Source organism: Geobacter sp. AOG2 (assembly GCF_019972295.1).
In the GTDB taxonomy this organism is placed as follows: domain Bacteria; phylum Desulfobacterota; class Desulfuromonadia; order Geobacterales; family Pseudopelobacteraceae; genus Oryzomonas.
This window is the reverse complement of sequence record NZ_BLJA01000001.1, coordinates 2,104,641-2,121,217: the sequence shown is the minus strand read 5'-3', so window position 1 is coordinate 2,121,217 and position 16,577 is coordinate 2,104,641. Positions and strand designations below refer to the sequence as shown.

The 16,577-nt window shown below is 52.5% G+C and carries 12 protein-coding genes; 9 read left to right on the top strand and 3 right to left on the bottom strand.

Going from position 1 to position 16,577, the window contains the following annotated elements; translation table 11 throughout:
* Window positions 1-52 precede the first annotated feature (52 nt).
* From LDN12_RS09555 to LDN12_RS09540, 4 genes are read left to right on the top strand one after another with little or no spacing between them, the layout of a single operon-like run.
* A complete protein-coding gene (locus LDN12_RS09555) occupies window positions 53-1,996 on the top strand; it encodes a hypothetical protein (RefSeq protein ID WP_223922446.1) in 1,944 nt (647 codons plus the stop codon).
* Window positions 1,997-2,039: 43 nt separating this feature from the next.
* On the top strand, window positions 2,040-2,834 hold the full coding sequence (locus LDN12_RS09550; RefSeq protein WP_223922445.1) for an ABC transporter permease: 795 nt from the start codon (window positions 2,040-2,042) through the stop codon (window positions 2,832-2,834).
* Window positions 2,831-3,694 carry a hypothetical protein gene (locus LDN12_RS09545; protein WP_223922444.1) on the top strand — a complete coding sequence of 288 codons (864 nt, stop codon included), beginning with the start codon at window positions 2,831-2,833 and terminating at the stop codon, window positions 3,692-3,694. Before LDN12_RS09550 ends, LDN12_RS09545 begins: the two co-directional genes overlap by 4 nt.
* A complete protein-coding gene (locus tag LDN12_RS09540; protein ID WP_223922443.1) occupies window positions 3,691-4,617 on the top strand; it encodes an ABC transporter ATP-binding protein in 927 nt (308 codons plus the stop codon). Before LDN12_RS09545 ends, LDN12_RS09540 begins: the two co-directional genes overlap by 4 nt.
* Before the next feature lie 11 nt (window positions 4,618-4,628).
* Here LDN12_RS09540 and LDN12_RS09535 read toward each other — a convergent pair whose 3' ends face one another.
* Both LDN12_RS09535 and LDN12_RS09530 read right to left on the bottom strand, forming a co-directional pair.
* A complete protein-coding gene (locus tag LDN12_RS09535; RefSeq protein WP_223922442.1) occupies window positions 4,629-6,848 on the bottom strand; it encodes a tetratricopeptide repeat protein in 2,220 nt (739 codons plus the stop codon).
* Window positions 6,820-9,354 (bottom strand): PAS domain S-box protein, encoded by a 2,535-nt coding sequence (locus LDN12_RS09530; RefSeq protein WP_223922441.1) that lies wholly within the window; start codon window positions 9,352-9,354, stop codon window positions 6,820-6,822. Before LDN12_RS09530 ends, LDN12_RS09535 begins: the two co-directional genes overlap by 29 nt.
* 295 nt (window positions 9,355-9,649) lie before the next feature.
* Between LDN12_RS09530 and LDN12_RS09525 the strand changes: the two genes are divergently transcribed.
* The 3 genes from LDN12_RS09525 to LDN12_RS09515 all read left to right on the top strand — a co-directional run bounded on the left by LDN12_RS09525 (window position 9,650) and on the right by LDN12_RS09515 (window position 11,985).
* A complete protein-coding gene (locus LDN12_RS09525) occupies window positions 9,650-10,102 on the top strand; it encodes a Fur family transcriptional regulator (protein ID WP_223922440.1) in 453 nt (150 codons plus the stop codon).
* Complete coding sequence (locus LDN12_RS09520; RefSeq protein ID WP_223922439.1) at window positions 10,087-10,839, top strand: metal ABC transporter ATP-binding protein; 753 nt, start codon at window positions 10,087-10,089, stop codon at window positions 10,837-10,839. The genes LDN12_RS09525 and LDN12_RS09520 overlap by 16 nt, the downstream gene beginning before the upstream one ends.
* Before the next feature lie 306 nt (window positions 10,840-11,145).
* Window positions 11,146-11,985 (top strand): metal ABC transporter permease, encoded by an 840-nt coding sequence (locus LDN12_RS09515; RefSeq protein WP_223922438.1) that lies wholly within the window; start codon window positions 11,146-11,148, stop codon window positions 11,983-11,985.
* On the opposite strand, the gene LDN12_RS09510 is transcribed toward LDN12_RS09515, so the two are convergent.
* A complete protein-coding gene (locus LDN12_RS09510; RefSeq protein WP_223922437.1) occupies window positions 11,969-13,132 on the bottom strand; it encodes a DJ-1 family glyoxalase III in 1,164 nt (387 codons plus the stop codon). The two genes, LDN12_RS09515 and LDN12_RS09510, sit on opposite strands and share 17 nt — an antisense overlap.
* Before the next feature lie 249 nt (window positions 13,133-13,381).
* On the opposite strand from LDN12_RS09510, the gene miaB reads away from it, so the two are divergent.
* Together miaB and LDN12_RS09500 are read left to right on the top strand one after the other, a co-directional pair.
* Window positions 13,382-14,707, top strand: a complete 1,326-nt coding sequence (gene miaB, locus LDN12_RS09505; protein ID WP_223922436.1) for a tRNA (N6-isopentenyl adenosine(37)-C2)-methylthiotransferase MiaB — start codon at window positions 13,382-13,384, stop codon at window positions 14,705-14,707.
* A 189-nt stretch (window positions 14,708-14,896) separates the two neighbouring features.
* Window positions 14,897-16,573, top strand: coding sequence for a glutamine--tRNA ligase/YqeY domain fusion protein (locus tag LDN12_RS09500; protein WP_223922435.1), 1,677 nt, complete (start codon window positions 14,897-14,899; stop codon window positions 16,571-16,573).
* The last annotated feature ends 4 nt before the right edge of the window (window positions 16,574-16,577 follow it).

Here is a 16,577-nt window from a genome sequence, read left to right as displayed (position 1 = left end):
TTGCGATATGTCAGATAATCCATTCAGACGAGCTTTGAGTTAACCATCCAATATGAATAATAATTTCAGTTACCATATCAATAAGTTGAGAATAGGCAGACCTTATCAAATTTGTCTTCTTTGCTTCATTGTCCTTGTAATCTATTACCCGACAATATCTGCCGAGATAAGCCTTCTTGATGACCAAGACGCCATTTCAGGTTTATTGAATATTGAGACGTTCAATCTGAAATCAATTTTCTTTCCGGGGGTTAAGCAGGGAGGTTACTATCGTCCGTTTATAGGTCTTAGCTATATTGTTGACCGGTTTTGGTGGTTTCTGGACGCAAGGATGATGCATTTTGAAAATATTATGATGCACCTGTTCAATACCGTTCTTGTGTTTCTGATCGGCGTTAAATTATATCAAGGAAAAAGCGCTAATACGATGATGTTGCCCTTTCTGGCAGCGGTCCTGTTTGCCCTGCATCCAATCAATACAGAATCTGTGAACTGGATTTCAGGAAGAACGGATGCTATGGCGTGCATGTTTATTCTCACCTCTCTGTTCATGCTCATACTATATCGTGATAACGGTGATAGACGACTACTTGTTGGCGCATACATTATTACGCTGCTTGGAATATTGGCGAAAGAAACCGCTCTTGGATTCATCCCGGGGTCAGTATGTATTCTCCTTTCGTTGCCCCAAACCATACAGAAAGGCGGTGAAAGTGTTCCAAACAATGGTAGATTGCAAGGCTTGACCCTATTCTTTTGCTATGTGGCAGCAGCTCTGTTGTCCGCTTTATTCCTGGATAATTTTTACCTCATCATCGTTATTGGTGTTGCTTACTGGGTACACAGTCTGGTCCTTCTTCGTAATACGGAAAAAGTTCAGAACATTTCGACCAGGATGCGATCGCTATTGATAGTTGCCGCATCGTGTGTTTTGCTGGTTGTTGTTTACCAAGGATTGAGAAAAGCCGCATTTGTTTCCGATATTTCAAAGATACCGGATACAGTTAAAGTCATGACCGCTGATATGAACTATACCATTGAGTTGTTTATGGGAGCGGCCGGATTTTATGTCAAAAAGTTTCTAATTCCCCTGCCGCTTAACATTGCAATTCGCGAAGTTGATCCGCTCTATGAATTGTTTGGAGTGGTCTGTTTTTTCGGTTGTATATATCTTATTTCTCTTCGGCGTATTGAATCAGCCTTGATCATTGCAGGGTTTTTTATGCTTGCCCCTGTATTCCCGCTTTCCTTTGGAACCATAGCATGGACAGGGTATGCGGAACGATACGATTATATGCCATCGGCTTTTTGGATTCTTGGCGGTCTCGGCTTAATTAACTCAATGGCCAATGATTTTTGGCGACGCGGCATATTGATTACCGCATTGATTATTTTACCTTTTTTTGCTGCAATCACTCTGCAAAGAAATTTTATTTGGCAAAGTAATGAAGCTACTTTTAAAGATGCAGTTGAAAAATCTCCCGAATTTAAAAATGTTCGAGGGCTTTATATCTCTGCTCTTGTTGATAAAAAACAGTACGAAGAAGCTGAGAAACAATATTTTATCGCCAAAAAACTATACAGTCTGAAATATGACGAACGATACGATCTGACATATGCATCACTGTTAATACTCAAAAAAAAATTTAATGAAGCAGAAAAAGTTTATCGTGAAGTAGAAGCTAAAACAAAGGGGAAATCGGCGTCATTATATGAATCAGAAATTAATTTCTATAACACGCGTGAAAATGAGGAACTGGATGCCCAAAAAAAACGTGAATATGCACAGAATAAGATTGACGCTTATGAGAACCTATATAAAATTAATAAATCTGCAAACACCAGCTACAGACTCGGGCTCGCGTATCTTTCAATAGGGGAACGGGATAAAGCCATTAAGGCAATAAGAGTTTCGGTTGAACAATTGGAACACAACGACCCTCTAAAACGCAACGCCGAAAAATTATTGGAATCTCTACTGAAACCAAAACAATAATCCAACAAAAATAGTCATGCTGAAACAGAGGAGCTTGGACAGAATGACGACAATTACCGGCATTACTCTCAAAGGTATCTTTCGCGACCGTATCTTTCAGGGCATAATGGCTTTAGCTGTACTCTTCTTCTTCATACCATCGGCCGCTTCCCTCTCCATGCGCCAGGTAGCGGAGCTCTCCATAACTCTCTCGTTGTCACTGATTTCTTTCATTCTGCTGCTGTTGTCTGTCTTCCTGGGGGCGACCTCAATTTGGAAAGATATTGAACGACGTTATACCTTCAGTGTTCTTAGTCTGCCGATGAGCCGAACCCTATATCTTGTAGGCCGATTTTGCGGTATTGCCCTATTCATGCTGCTGACCGCCTTGACCCTGGGGTGTATGGCGATGCTGGCAATCAAGGTTACCTCGGTTTTCAGTCCTCCAACCCGACCGATTCTCTGGAGCGCGATTATTGCCGCTGTTGTTTTTAGTGCGCTAAAATACATTCTGTTGGTCGGAGTTGCCATGCTCTTGGCAACAGTGAGTACCTCATTTTTTCTTCCAGTCTTCGGGACGGTGTGCACATATCTGGCCGGTTCAATCACGCAACAGGTCTATGATTATCTACACACACCTTCCGCAGAGAATGCGGTCACATTGTTTGTCAAAAAATCAGCATTATTTTTGTATTACCTACTGCCGAATCTGAGTGCATTTGATTTCAAGGTCAACGCAATCTATGCCCTTCCGATCAACTCGAACGGTTTGCTGATGACGGTACTCTACTTTATCGTCTATACGTCAATCCTCTTGGCGGCCGGCGCCATCCTTTTTGGCCGGAGAGAGATAAAATGAACAAGGTGCTCCGTCCTTCAGTTGTCTTACTGCTGATGCTGGCATGTTATGGGGCCGTGCTCGGACCTTTCAGCGCCTATATGAAACAAAAGCCGGTGGAGGAGAAGCTAGGATATGTGCCGAGCGTCACACTGCTCCGTTATCTTAGCGCCGATCATAAGGAACTCGTCGCCGCCTCGCTGGTTATGAAGGCCATCATGTACTTCGGGGAGAAAGTCGAAAAACTTCAGGCCAAGGTTATTGTTGCTCCACCGGATTATCCTGGGATGTCGCGGCTTCTCCACGGTGCGGTACAACTGGATCCCTACAACATGGACGCCTACTATTTCGCCCAGTCCTTCCTCACATGGGATGTGAAACAGTACAAACTCGCCAACAATCTTCTGGACTACGGTATGAAATACCGCACGTGGGACTGGTATCTTCCTTTTTTCGCGGGATTCAACAGCGCCTACTTTTTGAAAGACTATGCAGCTGCCGCCAAGTATTATCGGCGTGCAGGAGAACTGTCCGGTTCCGACCTGTCTAAGCTCCTGGCCGGCCGCTACATGCAGGAGTCCGGTCAGACCGACCTCGCCATTGCCTATCTGACCGCCATGGAAAACAATGAGAAGAATCAGGCATTGAAACAGACTTACCAGACCCGGCTTAGCGCTTTTCAAGAGGTTCGTCGGATCGAATTGGCGCGGGACAAGTTCAAAGAGGTTAAGGGAGTGTTGCCGACAGCGGTCGAACAACTGGTTCAGGGCGGTTTTCTCTCCCCTCCACCGGTCGATCCCTATGGCGGGCAGTTCTACCTTCAGGCGGACGGCAAAGTGGCAACCACCAGTAAATTTGCATTCGGAGGGAAATCGAAGTGACAGCGTTCAGTTCCCTTGATATACAAGGACTCACAAAAACATTCAAAGGCAAGCGCGGACAGCGTGTCGAAGCGCTCAAAGGGCTCTCGCTCTCCATCGCCCAAGGTGAAATCTTCGGTTTCCTCGGCCCCAACGGCGCCGGCAAGAGTACGACCATCAAGTGTCTCATGGGGCTGATCCGGCCGACCGCGGGCACGGCAACCATCATGGGCGAGCCTATCGGCAGTGTCGCCTCGCGCACCAGGATCGGCTTCCTGCCGGAAAATCCCGCCTTTTACGATTACCTTTCCGCCGAGGAATACCTTCGTTTTGTGGGCAAGACGTTCAAGATGCCGGAGGCCCTCCTGAGCCGCCGGACGGACGAGGCATTGAAGCAGCTTGAACTGTGGGACGCCCGCAAGCGCCCCATGCGCGGTTACAGCAAGGGGATGGTGCAACGGGTAGGCCTGGCCCAGACCCTGATCCACGACCCCGACCTGTATATCCTGGATGAGCCCATGAGCGGGCTCGACCCCATCGGCAGGGCATTGGTGAAGGAGATCATCATCGACCTGAAAAAACGGGGCAAGAGTGTTTTCTTCAGCACGCACATCACCGACGACGTGGAGAAGGTCTGCGACAGGGTAGGGGTTATCGTCAAGGGGCGGCTGGAGGCCTTGGACAGCGTCGAGAATATCGTGCGGAAGGGGATCGAAGGCTATGTCGTGCAAACCCGGTCGGACCGGGGAAATCACGACACCCTGGGGGGTTTCGACGTCATGCGCAGGAATACGACCTTTGTGGAGTACTTTGTTCCCGTCACGGGGTTCAATGAATTCATGTCGTTGGTCGGGGGCAATTCAGTCGAGGTTACGCTGGTCGAAACAAAACGTAAAGATTTGGAAGCCTTTTTTCTTGATATTGTAGAAAATAAAAGGGGATAATTTTCAACGTATTAAAGTGCTGCAAGCTTTTTTGTATAAGGCGCTGTTTTTAATTTCATCTCCGGGTAATTTTGGTCAACAAGGCCAAAATAGTATTCTGCCTTTTCTCTATTGCCTCGTTGGAAGTAGCATACCGCCGTATAATAGCGGGAGAGCGCATACAATTCGTGCTTCTTCGGCGAAATTCGACCAAACCACATAATGGCCTCACTAGTATTATGAATTGCCATATGCAGGATTCCCATTTCGCTTAACAAAACCTCTTCCTGAGGTTTGAGAGATAGAGCTTGCTTAACGTAATTCATTGCCGTCTGCCAATCCTTTTTGTGACGGTAGATTTTTGCCATGGAAAACAGTGCCTGCCAATCGGTATTATTCCGTTTTTCGACCTCCTGGTATTGCCCCAACGCTTCATCCAACATTCCGTATTGTAGCAGGGTATCAGCCAATTTTCGACGTATACCCAAATCATCCGGGTTCTGTAATGTCGATGCCCGCAATACGTCAAGCTCTGGTTTCAGTTTCGGATATATGTATAAATTCATGTTAAGCATGGTCTTGTATTTGAATGAGTTAGTGTCTGCGTCGGTTGAATCCAATACGTTCTGTAGTGCGCTCAGTGCTGATTTGTAATCGCCCAGTCTTGAATATGAAATCCCCATAAAATAATTGGCCGCCATGCTCTGTTCATTGATTGCCAAGGCTTTTTTGTAGTAACCGATTGCTTCCTCAAGATTATTCTTCCGAAAGGCAATCATGCCTCGCTTGAGTTCATAGTCCGGTTTGGTAGGGTCAAGTTGGTACGCCCGCTGAAGTAGACCAAACGCCTTGTCATATTGTTTTTCATTGAAGTACACATATCCAAGGTTTGCATATCCTTTTGAGATATGAGGCGCTCTTTGTATCATGGTGGTAAAAAGGGTTTTTTCATCTTTCCAGATGGTGTTTTCATAAAATGCCACACCTGAAAGTGTAGCCAGATAAAAGAGACACACAGCTTTCAACCAGATTTCGTGCCGAAGCTTTGCCGTTCGATACAGCAGGATTGAGAGGGCAAAACAGAAGGCATACGAAGGGAGGTAGGCATATCTATCGGCGACCACCGGTTGAGTCGGCATGAGGTTGAGTACCGGGGCAAGTGTTATGAATAACCAGCAGAGGCAGAAGAGCAGGTAGGGAGACTTCTCCCGGTTCTTCCATGCATACCAGAATGCAAAGACTGTAGCGCCTAGAGCGCCAACTACCGCAAAGCTGAGAAAGTTCTTGGCAAACGCAATATCATACTCAGGTGCAAGATTGAACGGAACAAAGAGTTTGTATATATAAAAACAAGGTATTTGAATGGCAGTTGCCAATTTTGTCGTCAGGCTGTATGCGCCGAATTCAATGAGATTTGATTTTATAACATTGGTATGTCGTGCAACAGAGCTAATTAATCGAAATGCCATAAGCCCCATCAGAAAGAACGGTGCAAGTTGGAGCATTCTTGCTGACCATGTTTTGTTGTTTTTATTGAAGGTAGTAATGATCAGCAGAAGAATGGGCAGTGTAACAGAGGTGGCTTTAGAAAAAAGAGCAAGTAAGCAGAAGAGAAGTGCTAGACAATAGAAAATTATTTTCATCTTTATATTCTCTGACTGTTCAAACAGGAGATAAACATAAAGAGTTAAAAAAAAGAAAAAAGCCGATAGTAGCGCGTTACGTTGAATGATAAAGCTTACTACCTGGCTGTGAATAGGATGAATAATAAAAAATAGAGTAATAATAAATGAAACGAAACAGGTCTCATTTAATGATTCGTTCTGGAGAGAGTCATTTTTTAAAATACTTAAAAGCTTGAAACTGAAGAAATAACAAATAATTCCTGTAAAAATATAAATAATAATATTTGATAAATGAAAACCAACTGGATTTTCTCCCCACACAAAATAGTCGATAGCATATGATACGTCACGTACGGGAAGGTACTCAACACCATTTGCCGGATTAAACGGTGTGAAGAGTAGCTTCCAGGTATCAAAATATTTATATGTAGGATTTCCAACTAATAATATATTGTCATCATAGACAAATTTGTTTTTTAGAGAATTTCCGAAAACAAGGATCGTCATGATTGAGAGTGTAAAAATATAAATAATATGGGAAGTAAATGGTCTATTACAGTTCAATCTACAGTATTCCGTTATTCCTCCGAGTCCTGTTTTACTGGATGTCCTGTGAAGTCGGTTCACTTCGCACCCTCCTCAACACCTCCAGAAGTTCCTTGATCCTGTATGGTTTGATCACTGCGCCACAGAAACCGTACTCTTCATAATGGGCCATGATCGGGTCGTTGGAGTACCCGCTGGAGACGATCAGGCGCGCCTGGGGATCGAGCTCAAGGATCCGCTGGGCCGCCTCCTTGCCCCCCATGCCGCCCGGCACGGTCAGGTCCATGATGACGCTGTCAAACGGTTTGCCCGTCTCGAAGGCGGCTTTGTAATGTGAAACGGCTTCTTCGCCGCCGGCGCAGGTCGTTACCTCGTATCCCAGGAGATTGAGCATCTTCGCGGCAAGATCGAGGATCATCCCGTCGTCGTCCATGACCAGCACGGAGCCGCCGGCCGAAATGTCGGTTGCCACGGTGTTGCGCTCCTGGTCCGTCCCTATCGGCATCTCGCCCATTGAGGGGAGATGGATGGTGAAGGCGGCCCCTTGGCCGGGGCTGGAGTTGACGGAAATATGGCCGCCGTGCTTGGTTACGATCGAATAGACCGAGGAAAGCCCCAATCCCGTACCGCCCGATTTTGTGGTGAAATACGGATCGAATATCTGCTTTTGCTCTTCGTCTGAGATGCCGCACCCTTCATCCGAGAAAACCACCTTGATATAGGCGCCCGGTGCCAGTCCCAAGGCATTCGTGTCGCCCAGAAGGGCGTTTTCGGCCTTGACCCTCAACGTGCCGCCGCCCGGCATGGCCTGCACCGCGTTGATGACAATGTTGTTGAAGGCCTGATTGATCTGGCCCGCATCCGCCTCGATGGTGTGCAGATTGCCGGGTATGTCGACGGCGGCGACCACCTTTGTCCCCCGCAGCACGAGCGAGACGGACTCTTCCACCAGCTGCCGTATCGCCACCGGCCTCTTGACCGGGTTGCCGCCTTTGGCGAAGGTCAGCAACTGCCCGGCAAGTTCGGCGGCCCGTTGCGACGCTTTTTCCGCCTGTTCCAGGGGAATGCGGGCCTTGTGCGTGTAATCGAGGAACATCTGGGCAAAGGAGATGTTTCCCAGGATGCTCGTGAGGATGTTGTTGAAATCATGCGCGATCCCCCCGGCCAGAAGTCCCAGGGACTCGAGTTTCTGAACCTTCAGGAGTTCGTTCTGGGTGAACTCGCGCTCGGTGATGTCGGTGAAGATGGCCAGGATACGGTTTCTGGCCATCTGTGTGTTGACGATGACACGTCGCACCGCGCCGTTTTTGCAGGTAATCTTTACGTCGCGAGGGGGGACCGGCGTACCATCCTCCAGGGCTTTTGCCAGATCTTTCGTCCATGTGGAAGTGGTTTGCTCACGGTAGACCGGGTCGGGATAGGCTCTCAGGTACCATTCATCGACCGTGGGGATGTCGTCGATGGTATAGCCGAAGCGGTCCACGAAGCTGCTGTTCAGATATTCGATAACCCCCTGGCCGTCCGTCAGGCCGACCCCGACGGGCATTGCCTCTATAAGGAGTTTTAGGGTCTTTTCGCTTTCCCGCAGTAATTCTTCCGCGTGCTTGCGCTCCGTAATGTCCCTGGCAATGTTAAGGATGCAGGGCACCCCTTCGATATCGATGAGGCGCGCCGACATCAGTCCGACAATAATCGTTCCATCCTTTTTTCTGAATTCGGCCTCGTGATTCGATGCGATCCCGTGAGCCTTGATTTCGCGCACCAGGCGGGCCCGGTCCTCGGGGTTGACCCAGATGTCCAGTTCGAGGGATGACCTGCCGACAACCTCTTCAGGCTGATAGCCGGTAATAGCACAGAAGCCTTCGTTTACCTCCACGTAGACGCCGTCTTCCAGGCGATTGATATTGATCGAATCCGGTGAGATGCGGAATGCGGTGGAAAATTTTTCCTCGGAGAGGCGGAGCCTTTCCTCGGTCCGCTTGCGTTCGGATATGTCCCGGACCATGGCGAGGACGGTGTCTTTGTCGTCATGGGTCGTTCTGCACAAGGTGACCTCTGCCGGAAAACAGCTCCCGTCCTTTCTTTTGCAGGTCCAATCAAACACTTGGGGATGGCCCTCAAGAGCCTGTCGAAGCCATTCCAGCGCCTCTTTCGACGAGTAGGGGGAAATGCCGCTACTTATATCATTGACGGTCATCGTGATGAGTTCGTCATGGGTATAGCCAAACATGCGGCAGGCGGTCTGGTTGGCGTCGATGAATCCGCTTGTTTCGACATCATTGATGAATACCGCATCGTACATGTTGTTAAAAATGCTCCGGAACCGTTCCTCGCTCGTCTGCCCCTCGTGTTTTGCTTCGAGTGTGCTGACGACGTAACGGGCAATGAGGTGGGACAGGAGCGTCGCGGTGACGAGAACAAATAAAAAACCCTTGAAGATGGAGATACGGGCAATAGTGGCTGTGTCTTTAACAAACAGTTCAAGGGCTGAATCTGACAGATATATCCAGAGCAGGCTGAAGGTTGCATAGATGCCGACGATCTTGAAGACCTGCCAACGCTCTTTTGTCCCGAAAAATTTATGCACCTGGATGATCTCCATGAATAACGACTGATAACGATTGCCGTTTTATCGTATGGGGATAATATTAATTGGATATAATATATCCTAGAATAATATTGATAACAACCTATTACAAAATGAATGTCAAAAATATTTCGGGTAATTGGCGATCAAATTGTCCTGCCCATGTCATAACTAGCATGTGTGTCTGTTTACCTTGAATTCAGTCAATCCTTCATCGTATTCGCCCCCGCCTTGACTTGCAGGAAAAGAACGTGTACAAATAAAAATAATTTTCATTTGATTGCGGGTGCCCTTTGTGGACAAAGAGCAGGGTCGAACAATTCTCAAGCGACTGAAATTGAAGGTTACGCCCAAACGGCTGGAGGTTATGAGCTGTCTGGGAGGCGAGCCGCTCTATCTCTCCGCCGATGAGGTCTGGCAGCGTATCAAGGTCAGGGTCGCCAGTATCGGACTTCCCACGGTGTACCGCATCCTCGACGAGTTGGCCGAAGCGGGCGTCATTACCCGTATCTTCCTGGCCGATCGTAAGCAGTACTACTTTCTTTGCACCAATCAGGAGCATCACCATCACTTTGTCTGCGAGTCCTGCCGGAGGGTCGAGGACCTGGGGCAGTGCGTGCTCGGCGAGGGGGCGGTTGAAGCGGTTCAACGGTCGGGCGGGCGCGTGACGTCCCATATCCTTCAGGTCAACGGCGTATGCGGTGCGTGCAGCAATCCGCCTCGGGAGGCGTCATGCCGGACGAAATAGTCAGGACCGAACGGCTCTGTTGCAGTTACCGGACCGGCCGGGTACTGGAGGATATCTCCATATCGGTCGAAGCGGGCGATTACGTCGGGATCGTCGGCCCCAACGGCTCCGGCAAGAGCACGCTGGTGCGCGCCCTGATGGGGCTGTGCGGCATCAGCGACGGCACCGCCTCCCTGTTCGGGATACCCTGCAGCCGCTTCAGTTCCTGGTCCAGGATCGGCTATCTCCCCCAGAGCCTGCACCTGCTCAACCCCATATTTCCGGCTACGGTGGCGGAAACGGTCGGCCTGGGCCTTCTGTCGTTGAAACGCTTTCCCCGCCGGTTGACGCGCGCCGACAGGGAAAAGGTGGACAGGGTCCTGGAACAATTGGATATTTACCCGATAAAATCGAAACTGATAGGTGAGTTGTCCGGCGGTCAGCAGCAGCGCGTTCTCTTGGCCCGCGCCCTGGTCAACGACCCCGAACTCCTGATCCTGGACGAACCGACCGCCGCCCTTGATCCCGAGATGCGTGAACGTTTCTATGCCCTGATCGGAGATATAAACCGTTCCCGGCGCGTTACCGTGTTGCTGGTGACCCACGATACCGGCGCCATAGGGAAATTCGCCTCGAAGATGCTGTATCTGGACAAGCGCATGCTGTTCTACGGCAACTTCGAGGAATTTTGCCGTTCCACGGATATGGCGGCCCTGTTCGGGGAACATTCCCAGCACTTGATGTGTCACCGCCACTAAAAGGTTGTTGAAAAACAGCCATCGGGCCTTCGTCCTCGAAAGCCCTTTCGTGCGGCGTAGCGCTGCAAACCCTCACCCAATCCCTCTCCCGGAGGGAGAGGACACGGCATGCTCTCCCCCTGTGGGGGAGAGATAGAGAGAGGGCCTGCCTCCTCAGTGCATTTAGCAGAACCGTTCCGGTTCTGTCCCTGCGGGATGAACTCCGCTACGCTTCGTCACCGATAATCGCCGGAGGCGATTATACTGTGGGTGCGACGATCTGACTATTTTTGAACAACCTGAGTTTTTCAACAGGCTCCTAATAACATGAATGTGATTGAAATCCTCTCATACGGTTTTATCCAGCGGGCGCTCCTGGCGGGGACGTTGATCGCCGTGCTCTGCTCGGTGCTGGGCGTGTTCCTCGTGCTGCGGCGGCTTTCCCTGATCGGGGACGGCCTGGCGCACGTCACCTTCGGCGGTACGGCCATAGCCCTGTCGCTCAAACTTTATTCGGCCTCGTCATTGCTGGTGTCGCTGCCGGTCGTGATGCTTTCGTCGCTGGGAATCCTCAAGCTGACGGAAAAGGCGCGTCTGAGCGGCGACAGCGCCATCGGCATCGTGTCGGCGCTGGGGATTTCGGCGGGTATCATCCTGGCAAGCGTGGGGGGGGGGTACAATGTCGATCTGCTGAGCTACCTGTTCGGCAATATCCTGTCCATAACCACGCAGGAGGTCGGCATCGCCGCGGCGCTGTTCTGCGTGGTGCTGCTGCTGTTGTCGCTTTATTTCAACGACCTGCTCGCCATTACCTTCGATGAGGAACTGGCCCGTGTCTCCGGCATCCGCACCGCAACCATCAATGCCGTCCTGGTGCTGCTGACGGCCTTGTCGGTCGTCCTGGCGATGAAGCTGGTGGGGATCATGCTGATCTCATCGCTTCTGATCCTGCCGGCGGTATCGGCCCTGCAACTCGCCCGCAGTTTCAAGGCCTGTGTCGTCTTGGCCGCCCTTCAGGGGGGCTGCTCGGTGGTGGCCGGTATTTTCCTGTCGTTTATCACCAATCTGCCCACCAGCGCGATGATCGTGCTGCTCAATCTGCTCTTTTTCAGCCTTGCGTTTCTGGTCCGGCGCTACCTCAACCATCGGTCTAAAAATAGTAACTGAAATCTCTGATTTCAAAGGGTGATTCATTGAGGAACTCGACAAAGACGTCCACGAGAAATGGATCGAATTGCGTCCCTTTTTTATTGTGCAGCTCACGAATGGCTGCCTCTCTATCCTGGGCAGGCCGGTAGGAACGGACGGAGAGCATGGCGTCGAAGGCGTCGGCAATACACACAATGCGGGCGTGGAGGGGGATCTGCTCACCCTTGAGACGGGCGGGATAGCCGTTTCCGTCCCAACGTTCGTGGTGGTGCAGGATGGTGGGGACGATGTTGTCCAGGCTTTCGACCCCCACGATAAAGAGCGTGCCCTTAAGAGGATGCTCACGGACGAGGGTTTCCTCGCGCAGGTTGAGGCGTTCCGGTTTGTTGAGCACCTCCTCCTCGGTGCCGATCTTGCCGATATCGTGGAGAATCGCCCCAAGGTAGAGGTCGCGCAGCTTGGCCTCCGAAAAATTAAGTTTGGAGCCGATGCCGAGTGAATATTCGGTAACGCGTTTTGCATGCCCCTGGGTATAGCTGTCTTTCAGTTCCAGTGCCCCCACCAGCGCCTGGACAATGCTGTTGAACAGGCGCTGATCCCATAGCCCGTCATTTCCGGCAGTAGCGACGAGCATGGCCCTGGCGACGTCTTCCGCCGTGTGGTTGCCGGCCAGCCGGGCAACGACGGCCAGCGCAAAGGGGATTGCCGTGCCCGGCCCCTGGCTGGTGATGATTTTTCCATCCTCCACCACCGTTTTGTCCAGGTAGTATGCCCCTCCCAGTTTTTCCCGGTAGCTGGGGTAGGAGGTCGCCTGTCTGCCGGTCAGCAGGCCGGCGGCGGCAAGCACGGTGGGTGCCGCGCAAATGGCGCCGATAAGTTTGTCGGCTGCGGAAAAATCCTTGAGAAGCTTGTCGATGCGGATGTCGGCGTTAAGGTTGTCGCTGCCCGGCTGGCCGCCGGGAAGGATGATCATGTCGAAATCATCGGCCCTGGCGGTGTCGATGGTCGTGTCGGGAATGACGGCGACCTTGCGGGCGCTGGGTACGGGGCCCGGATGCAGGCCGGCTGTGATTACCTCGATTCCCGCCCTGCGGAGGACGTCGATGACCGTAATCGCTTCCAGTTCTTCGAAGCCGTCGGCCAAGGGGATCAAGACCTTTGCCATGTTCTGCCTCCCTTGCGGAATGCTGAATTTGCGTCCAATAGTAGCGAAGATGCGTCAAAACTCAAACAAAATTTCATTAAGCGGATGGGCGGCAAACGGTCGCAGGTATCTGGCCATACATCTTCAAAGGGGTTAGTATAGAGTAAATACGAAGTTTTTTGGCGGTCCGGCCCGATGCGTCGAACAACGGCAATTTCCCAATTCAATTGACTTTACAGGTGCTAATTGCGTATAAACAATCACTTTACCATGAACAAGAAACATCTCTTTATCGAAACCTTCGGCTGCCAGATGAATGTGAATGATTCCGAGCGGATTGTCACCATGCTGGCAGATTTGGGCTATATGCCGACCGCCACGCCGACCGATGCGGACATGATCCTGCTCAATACCTGCAGTGTCCGGGGTGGGGCGGAGGAGAAGGTCTACAAGCGCCTCATCCATTTCCGTAGCCTGAAAAAGGCAAGGAAGGACCTCATTTTGGGGGTAGGGGGTTGTGTGGCCCAGCAGGAAGGGGACCATCTGCTGCAAAAGTTTCCCTTTCTGGATCTGGTCTTCGGCACCCATAACCTGCACCTGCTCCCCGATATGGTGCGTGGGGCGGAAAGCGGCGAACGGCGGTGCGAGACCGCCTTCATCGATAACGACCAGCGTCTCGACCTGTTTCCCCCGGTCAGGGGAGCCAGCCGTCTGAGCCGCTTCGTTACCGTCATGCAGGGGTGCGACAATTTTTGTTCCTACTGCATCGTGCCCTATGTGCGGGGCCGCGAGATCAGCCGGCGCTCGGCCGATATCCTCGATGAGGTCGGGCAGCTTGCCGCCGAGGGCGTCCAGGAGGTCGTGCTGCTGGGGCAGAACGTCAATTCCTATGGCCTTAAAAGCGCCGATGAGCCGGGTTTCGCCCAGTTGATCAGACAGGTTGCCGGGGTGGAGGGGATTCGCCGTATCCGTTTTACCACCTCCCATCCCAAGGATATGTCCGATGAACTGATAGCTTGTTTTGCTGACGTACCCAAGCTGTGCGGCCAGATCCACCTGCCGGCGCAGACCGGCAGCGACGCGGTGCTCTCCCGCATGAACCGCGGCTATTCCCGGGCGGCGTATCTGGACAGGATCCGCGCCCTCAAGGCGGCCCGGCCCGGCATCGCCATCACCGGCGACATGATCGTCGGCTTCCCCGGCGAGAGCGAGGACGATTTCGAGCAGACGCTGACCCTGATGGAAGAGGTCCGCTACGCCGACCTGTTTTTGTTCGTGTATTCGCCGCGCCCCGGCACCAAGGCCGCGGAACTGCCCGAAGAGCTTTCCCGCGAGCAAAAGGTGGAACGTCTGGAACGCCTGCTGGCTCTGCAAAGGCGCATCACCCTCGAGATCAACAAGTCGTATCTCGGCACCATCCAGGAGGTTTTGGTGGAGGGGGAGGGGAAACGTCCCGGCCAGGTGTCCGGCAAGGCGGAAAGCGGCAGGATCGTGAATTTCCCCGGCGATCCCGGTCTGATCGGGAGTTTTGTTCCGGTGCGCATCGTGGCGGCCTACCAGAACTCGCTGCTGGGGCAATTGCAACAAAACCCGTAACCATAATTCTGCCCCAGAGCCACAGAAACACGGAGAAAAACAAAAAGGTAGGGAGGAACGGGGTTACTCGGAATAGTTGGTTTTTGAGATGTTATCCCGTTAATATCTGTTCATCCCTATGAAGCGCCTTTGAATTTCTCCGTGCCTCTGTGGCTCTGTGGCAGATGAACTTATTTTAAAGAGGCAAGCATGTCCACCGAATCGACACCAACACCGGTATCCAACAATTTCCTGCGCACCATCATCGACGACGACCTGAAAAACGGCAAGCACGCGTCCATAGTCACCCGGTTCCCGCCGGAGCCGAACGGCTACCTGCATATCGGCCATGCCAAGTCCATCTGCATCAACTTCGGGCTGGCCCGGGATTTCGGCGGCCGCTGCCACCTGCGTTTCGACGACACCAACCCGGTCAAGGAAGAGACGGAGTATATCGAGTCCATCAAGGAGAGCGTCCGCTGGCTCGGCTTCGACTGGGGCGACAACCTCTATTACGCCTCGGAATATTTCGAGCAGCTCTATGAATGGGCACAGTACCTGATACAGCAGGGCAAAGCCTACGTGGAGGACCTTTCCGCCGATGAGATCCGCGCCTACCGCGGCACCCTGACCGAACCGGGCAAGGAAAGCCCCTGGCGCACCCGTACCGTCGACGAGAACCTCGACCTGTTCCGGCGCATGCGCTCCGGGGAGTTTCCCGACGGGGCCAAGGTGCTCAGGGCGAAGATCGACATGGCCTCTCCCAACATCAACCTGCGCGACCCGGTGTTGTACCGCATCATTCACGCCACGCATCCTCATGTGGGCGATGCCTGGTGCGTCTATCCCATGTACGATTTCGCCCATGGCCAGTCGGATGCCATCGAGGGTATCACCCATTCCATCTGCACCCTGGAGTTCGAGGCGCATAAGCCGCTGTACGAATGGTTCCTGGACAACCTGCCGGTACCGAACCGGCCGCGGCAGTACGAGTTTGCGCGACTCAACCTGACCTACGCGGTGATGAGCAAGCGCAAGCTCCATGAACTGGTCAACCTGGGGATCGTCGGCGGCTGGGACGACCCGCGCATGCCGACCCTCATGGGCATCCGGCGGCGCGGTTACACGCCCGAGGCGGTCCGGGCCTTCTGCGAACTCATCGGGGTGGGGCGCAGCGATTCCTGGATCGATATGTCCATTCTGGAGGAATGCGTCCGCGCCGACCTGAACGAGCGCGCCCCCCGCGCCATGGCGGTGCTCAGGCCGCTCAAGGTCGTGGTCGATAACTACCCCGAAGGCCGGACCGAGGAGTTCGAGGCCGCGAACCATCCCCAGAAACCGGAGATGGGGAGCCATCGGGTGACCTTTTCCCGCGAACTGTTCATCGAACAGGACGACTTCATGGAGGAGCCGCCCAAAGGGTTCTTCCGCATGACCCCCGGCAGCGAGGTGCGCCTCCGTTACGCCTACATCGTGCGCTGCACCGGCGTGGTCAAGGACGAAACCGGCGCCGTAACCGAGGTGCACTGCGAGTACGATCCCGCGTCGCGGGGCGGTTCGGCGCCCGACGGCAGGAAGATCAAGGGCACCATCCACTGGGTTTCCCAGGCCCATGCCGTGGATGCCGAGGTGCGCCTCTTCGACCGCCTCTTCAGCGACCCCAATCCCGACCGGGGCGGGGCCGACTACAAGCAGTTTCTCAATCCGCTCTCCGTTGAGGTCCTTGGGGCCGTCAAACTGGAGAAAAGCCTGGCCGATGCCGACCCGGAAACCCGTTTCCAGTTCGAACGCCAGGGATATTTCCGTCTGGACCCCGTGGATTCGAAACCGGGAACGCCGATATTCAACCGGATCGTGACCCTCCGGGATGCCTGGACCAAAAAGTGATACA

Excerpts from the sequence above, each read along its gene's own strand:
- LDN12_RS09555 (WP_223922446.1), top strand. The coding sequence starts at position 53 with ATGAATAATAATTTCAGTTACCATATCAATAAGTTGAGAATAGGCAGA.
- LDN12_RS09550 (WP_223922445.1), top strand. The coding sequence starts at position 2,040 with ATGACGACAATTACCGGCATTACTCTCAAAGGTATCTTTCGCGACCGT.
- LDN12_RS09545 (WP_223922444.1), top strand. The coding sequence starts at position 2,831 with ATGAACAAGGTGCTCCGTCCTTCAGTTGTCTTACTGCTGATGCTGGCA.
- LDN12_RS09520 (WP_223922439.1), top strand. The coding sequence starts at position 10,087 with ATGCCGGACGAAATAGTCAGGACCGAACGGCTCTGTTGCAGTTACCGG.
- LDN12_RS09515 (WP_223922438.1), top strand. The coding sequence starts at position 11,146 with ATGAATGTGATTGAAATCCTCTCATACGGTTTTATCCAGCGGGCGCTC.
- LDN12_RS09510 (WP_223922437.1), bottom strand. The coding sequence starts at position 13,132 with ATGGCAAAGGTCTTGATCCCCTTGGCCGACGGCTTCGAAGAACTGGAA.
- miaB (WP_223922436.1), top strand. The coding sequence starts at position 13,382 with ATGAACAAGAAACATCTCTTTATCGAAACCTTCGGCTGCCAGATGAAT.
- LDN12_RS09500 (WP_223922435.1), top strand. The coding sequence starts at position 14,897 with ATGTCCACCGAATCGACACCAACACCGGTATCCAACAATTTCCTGCGC.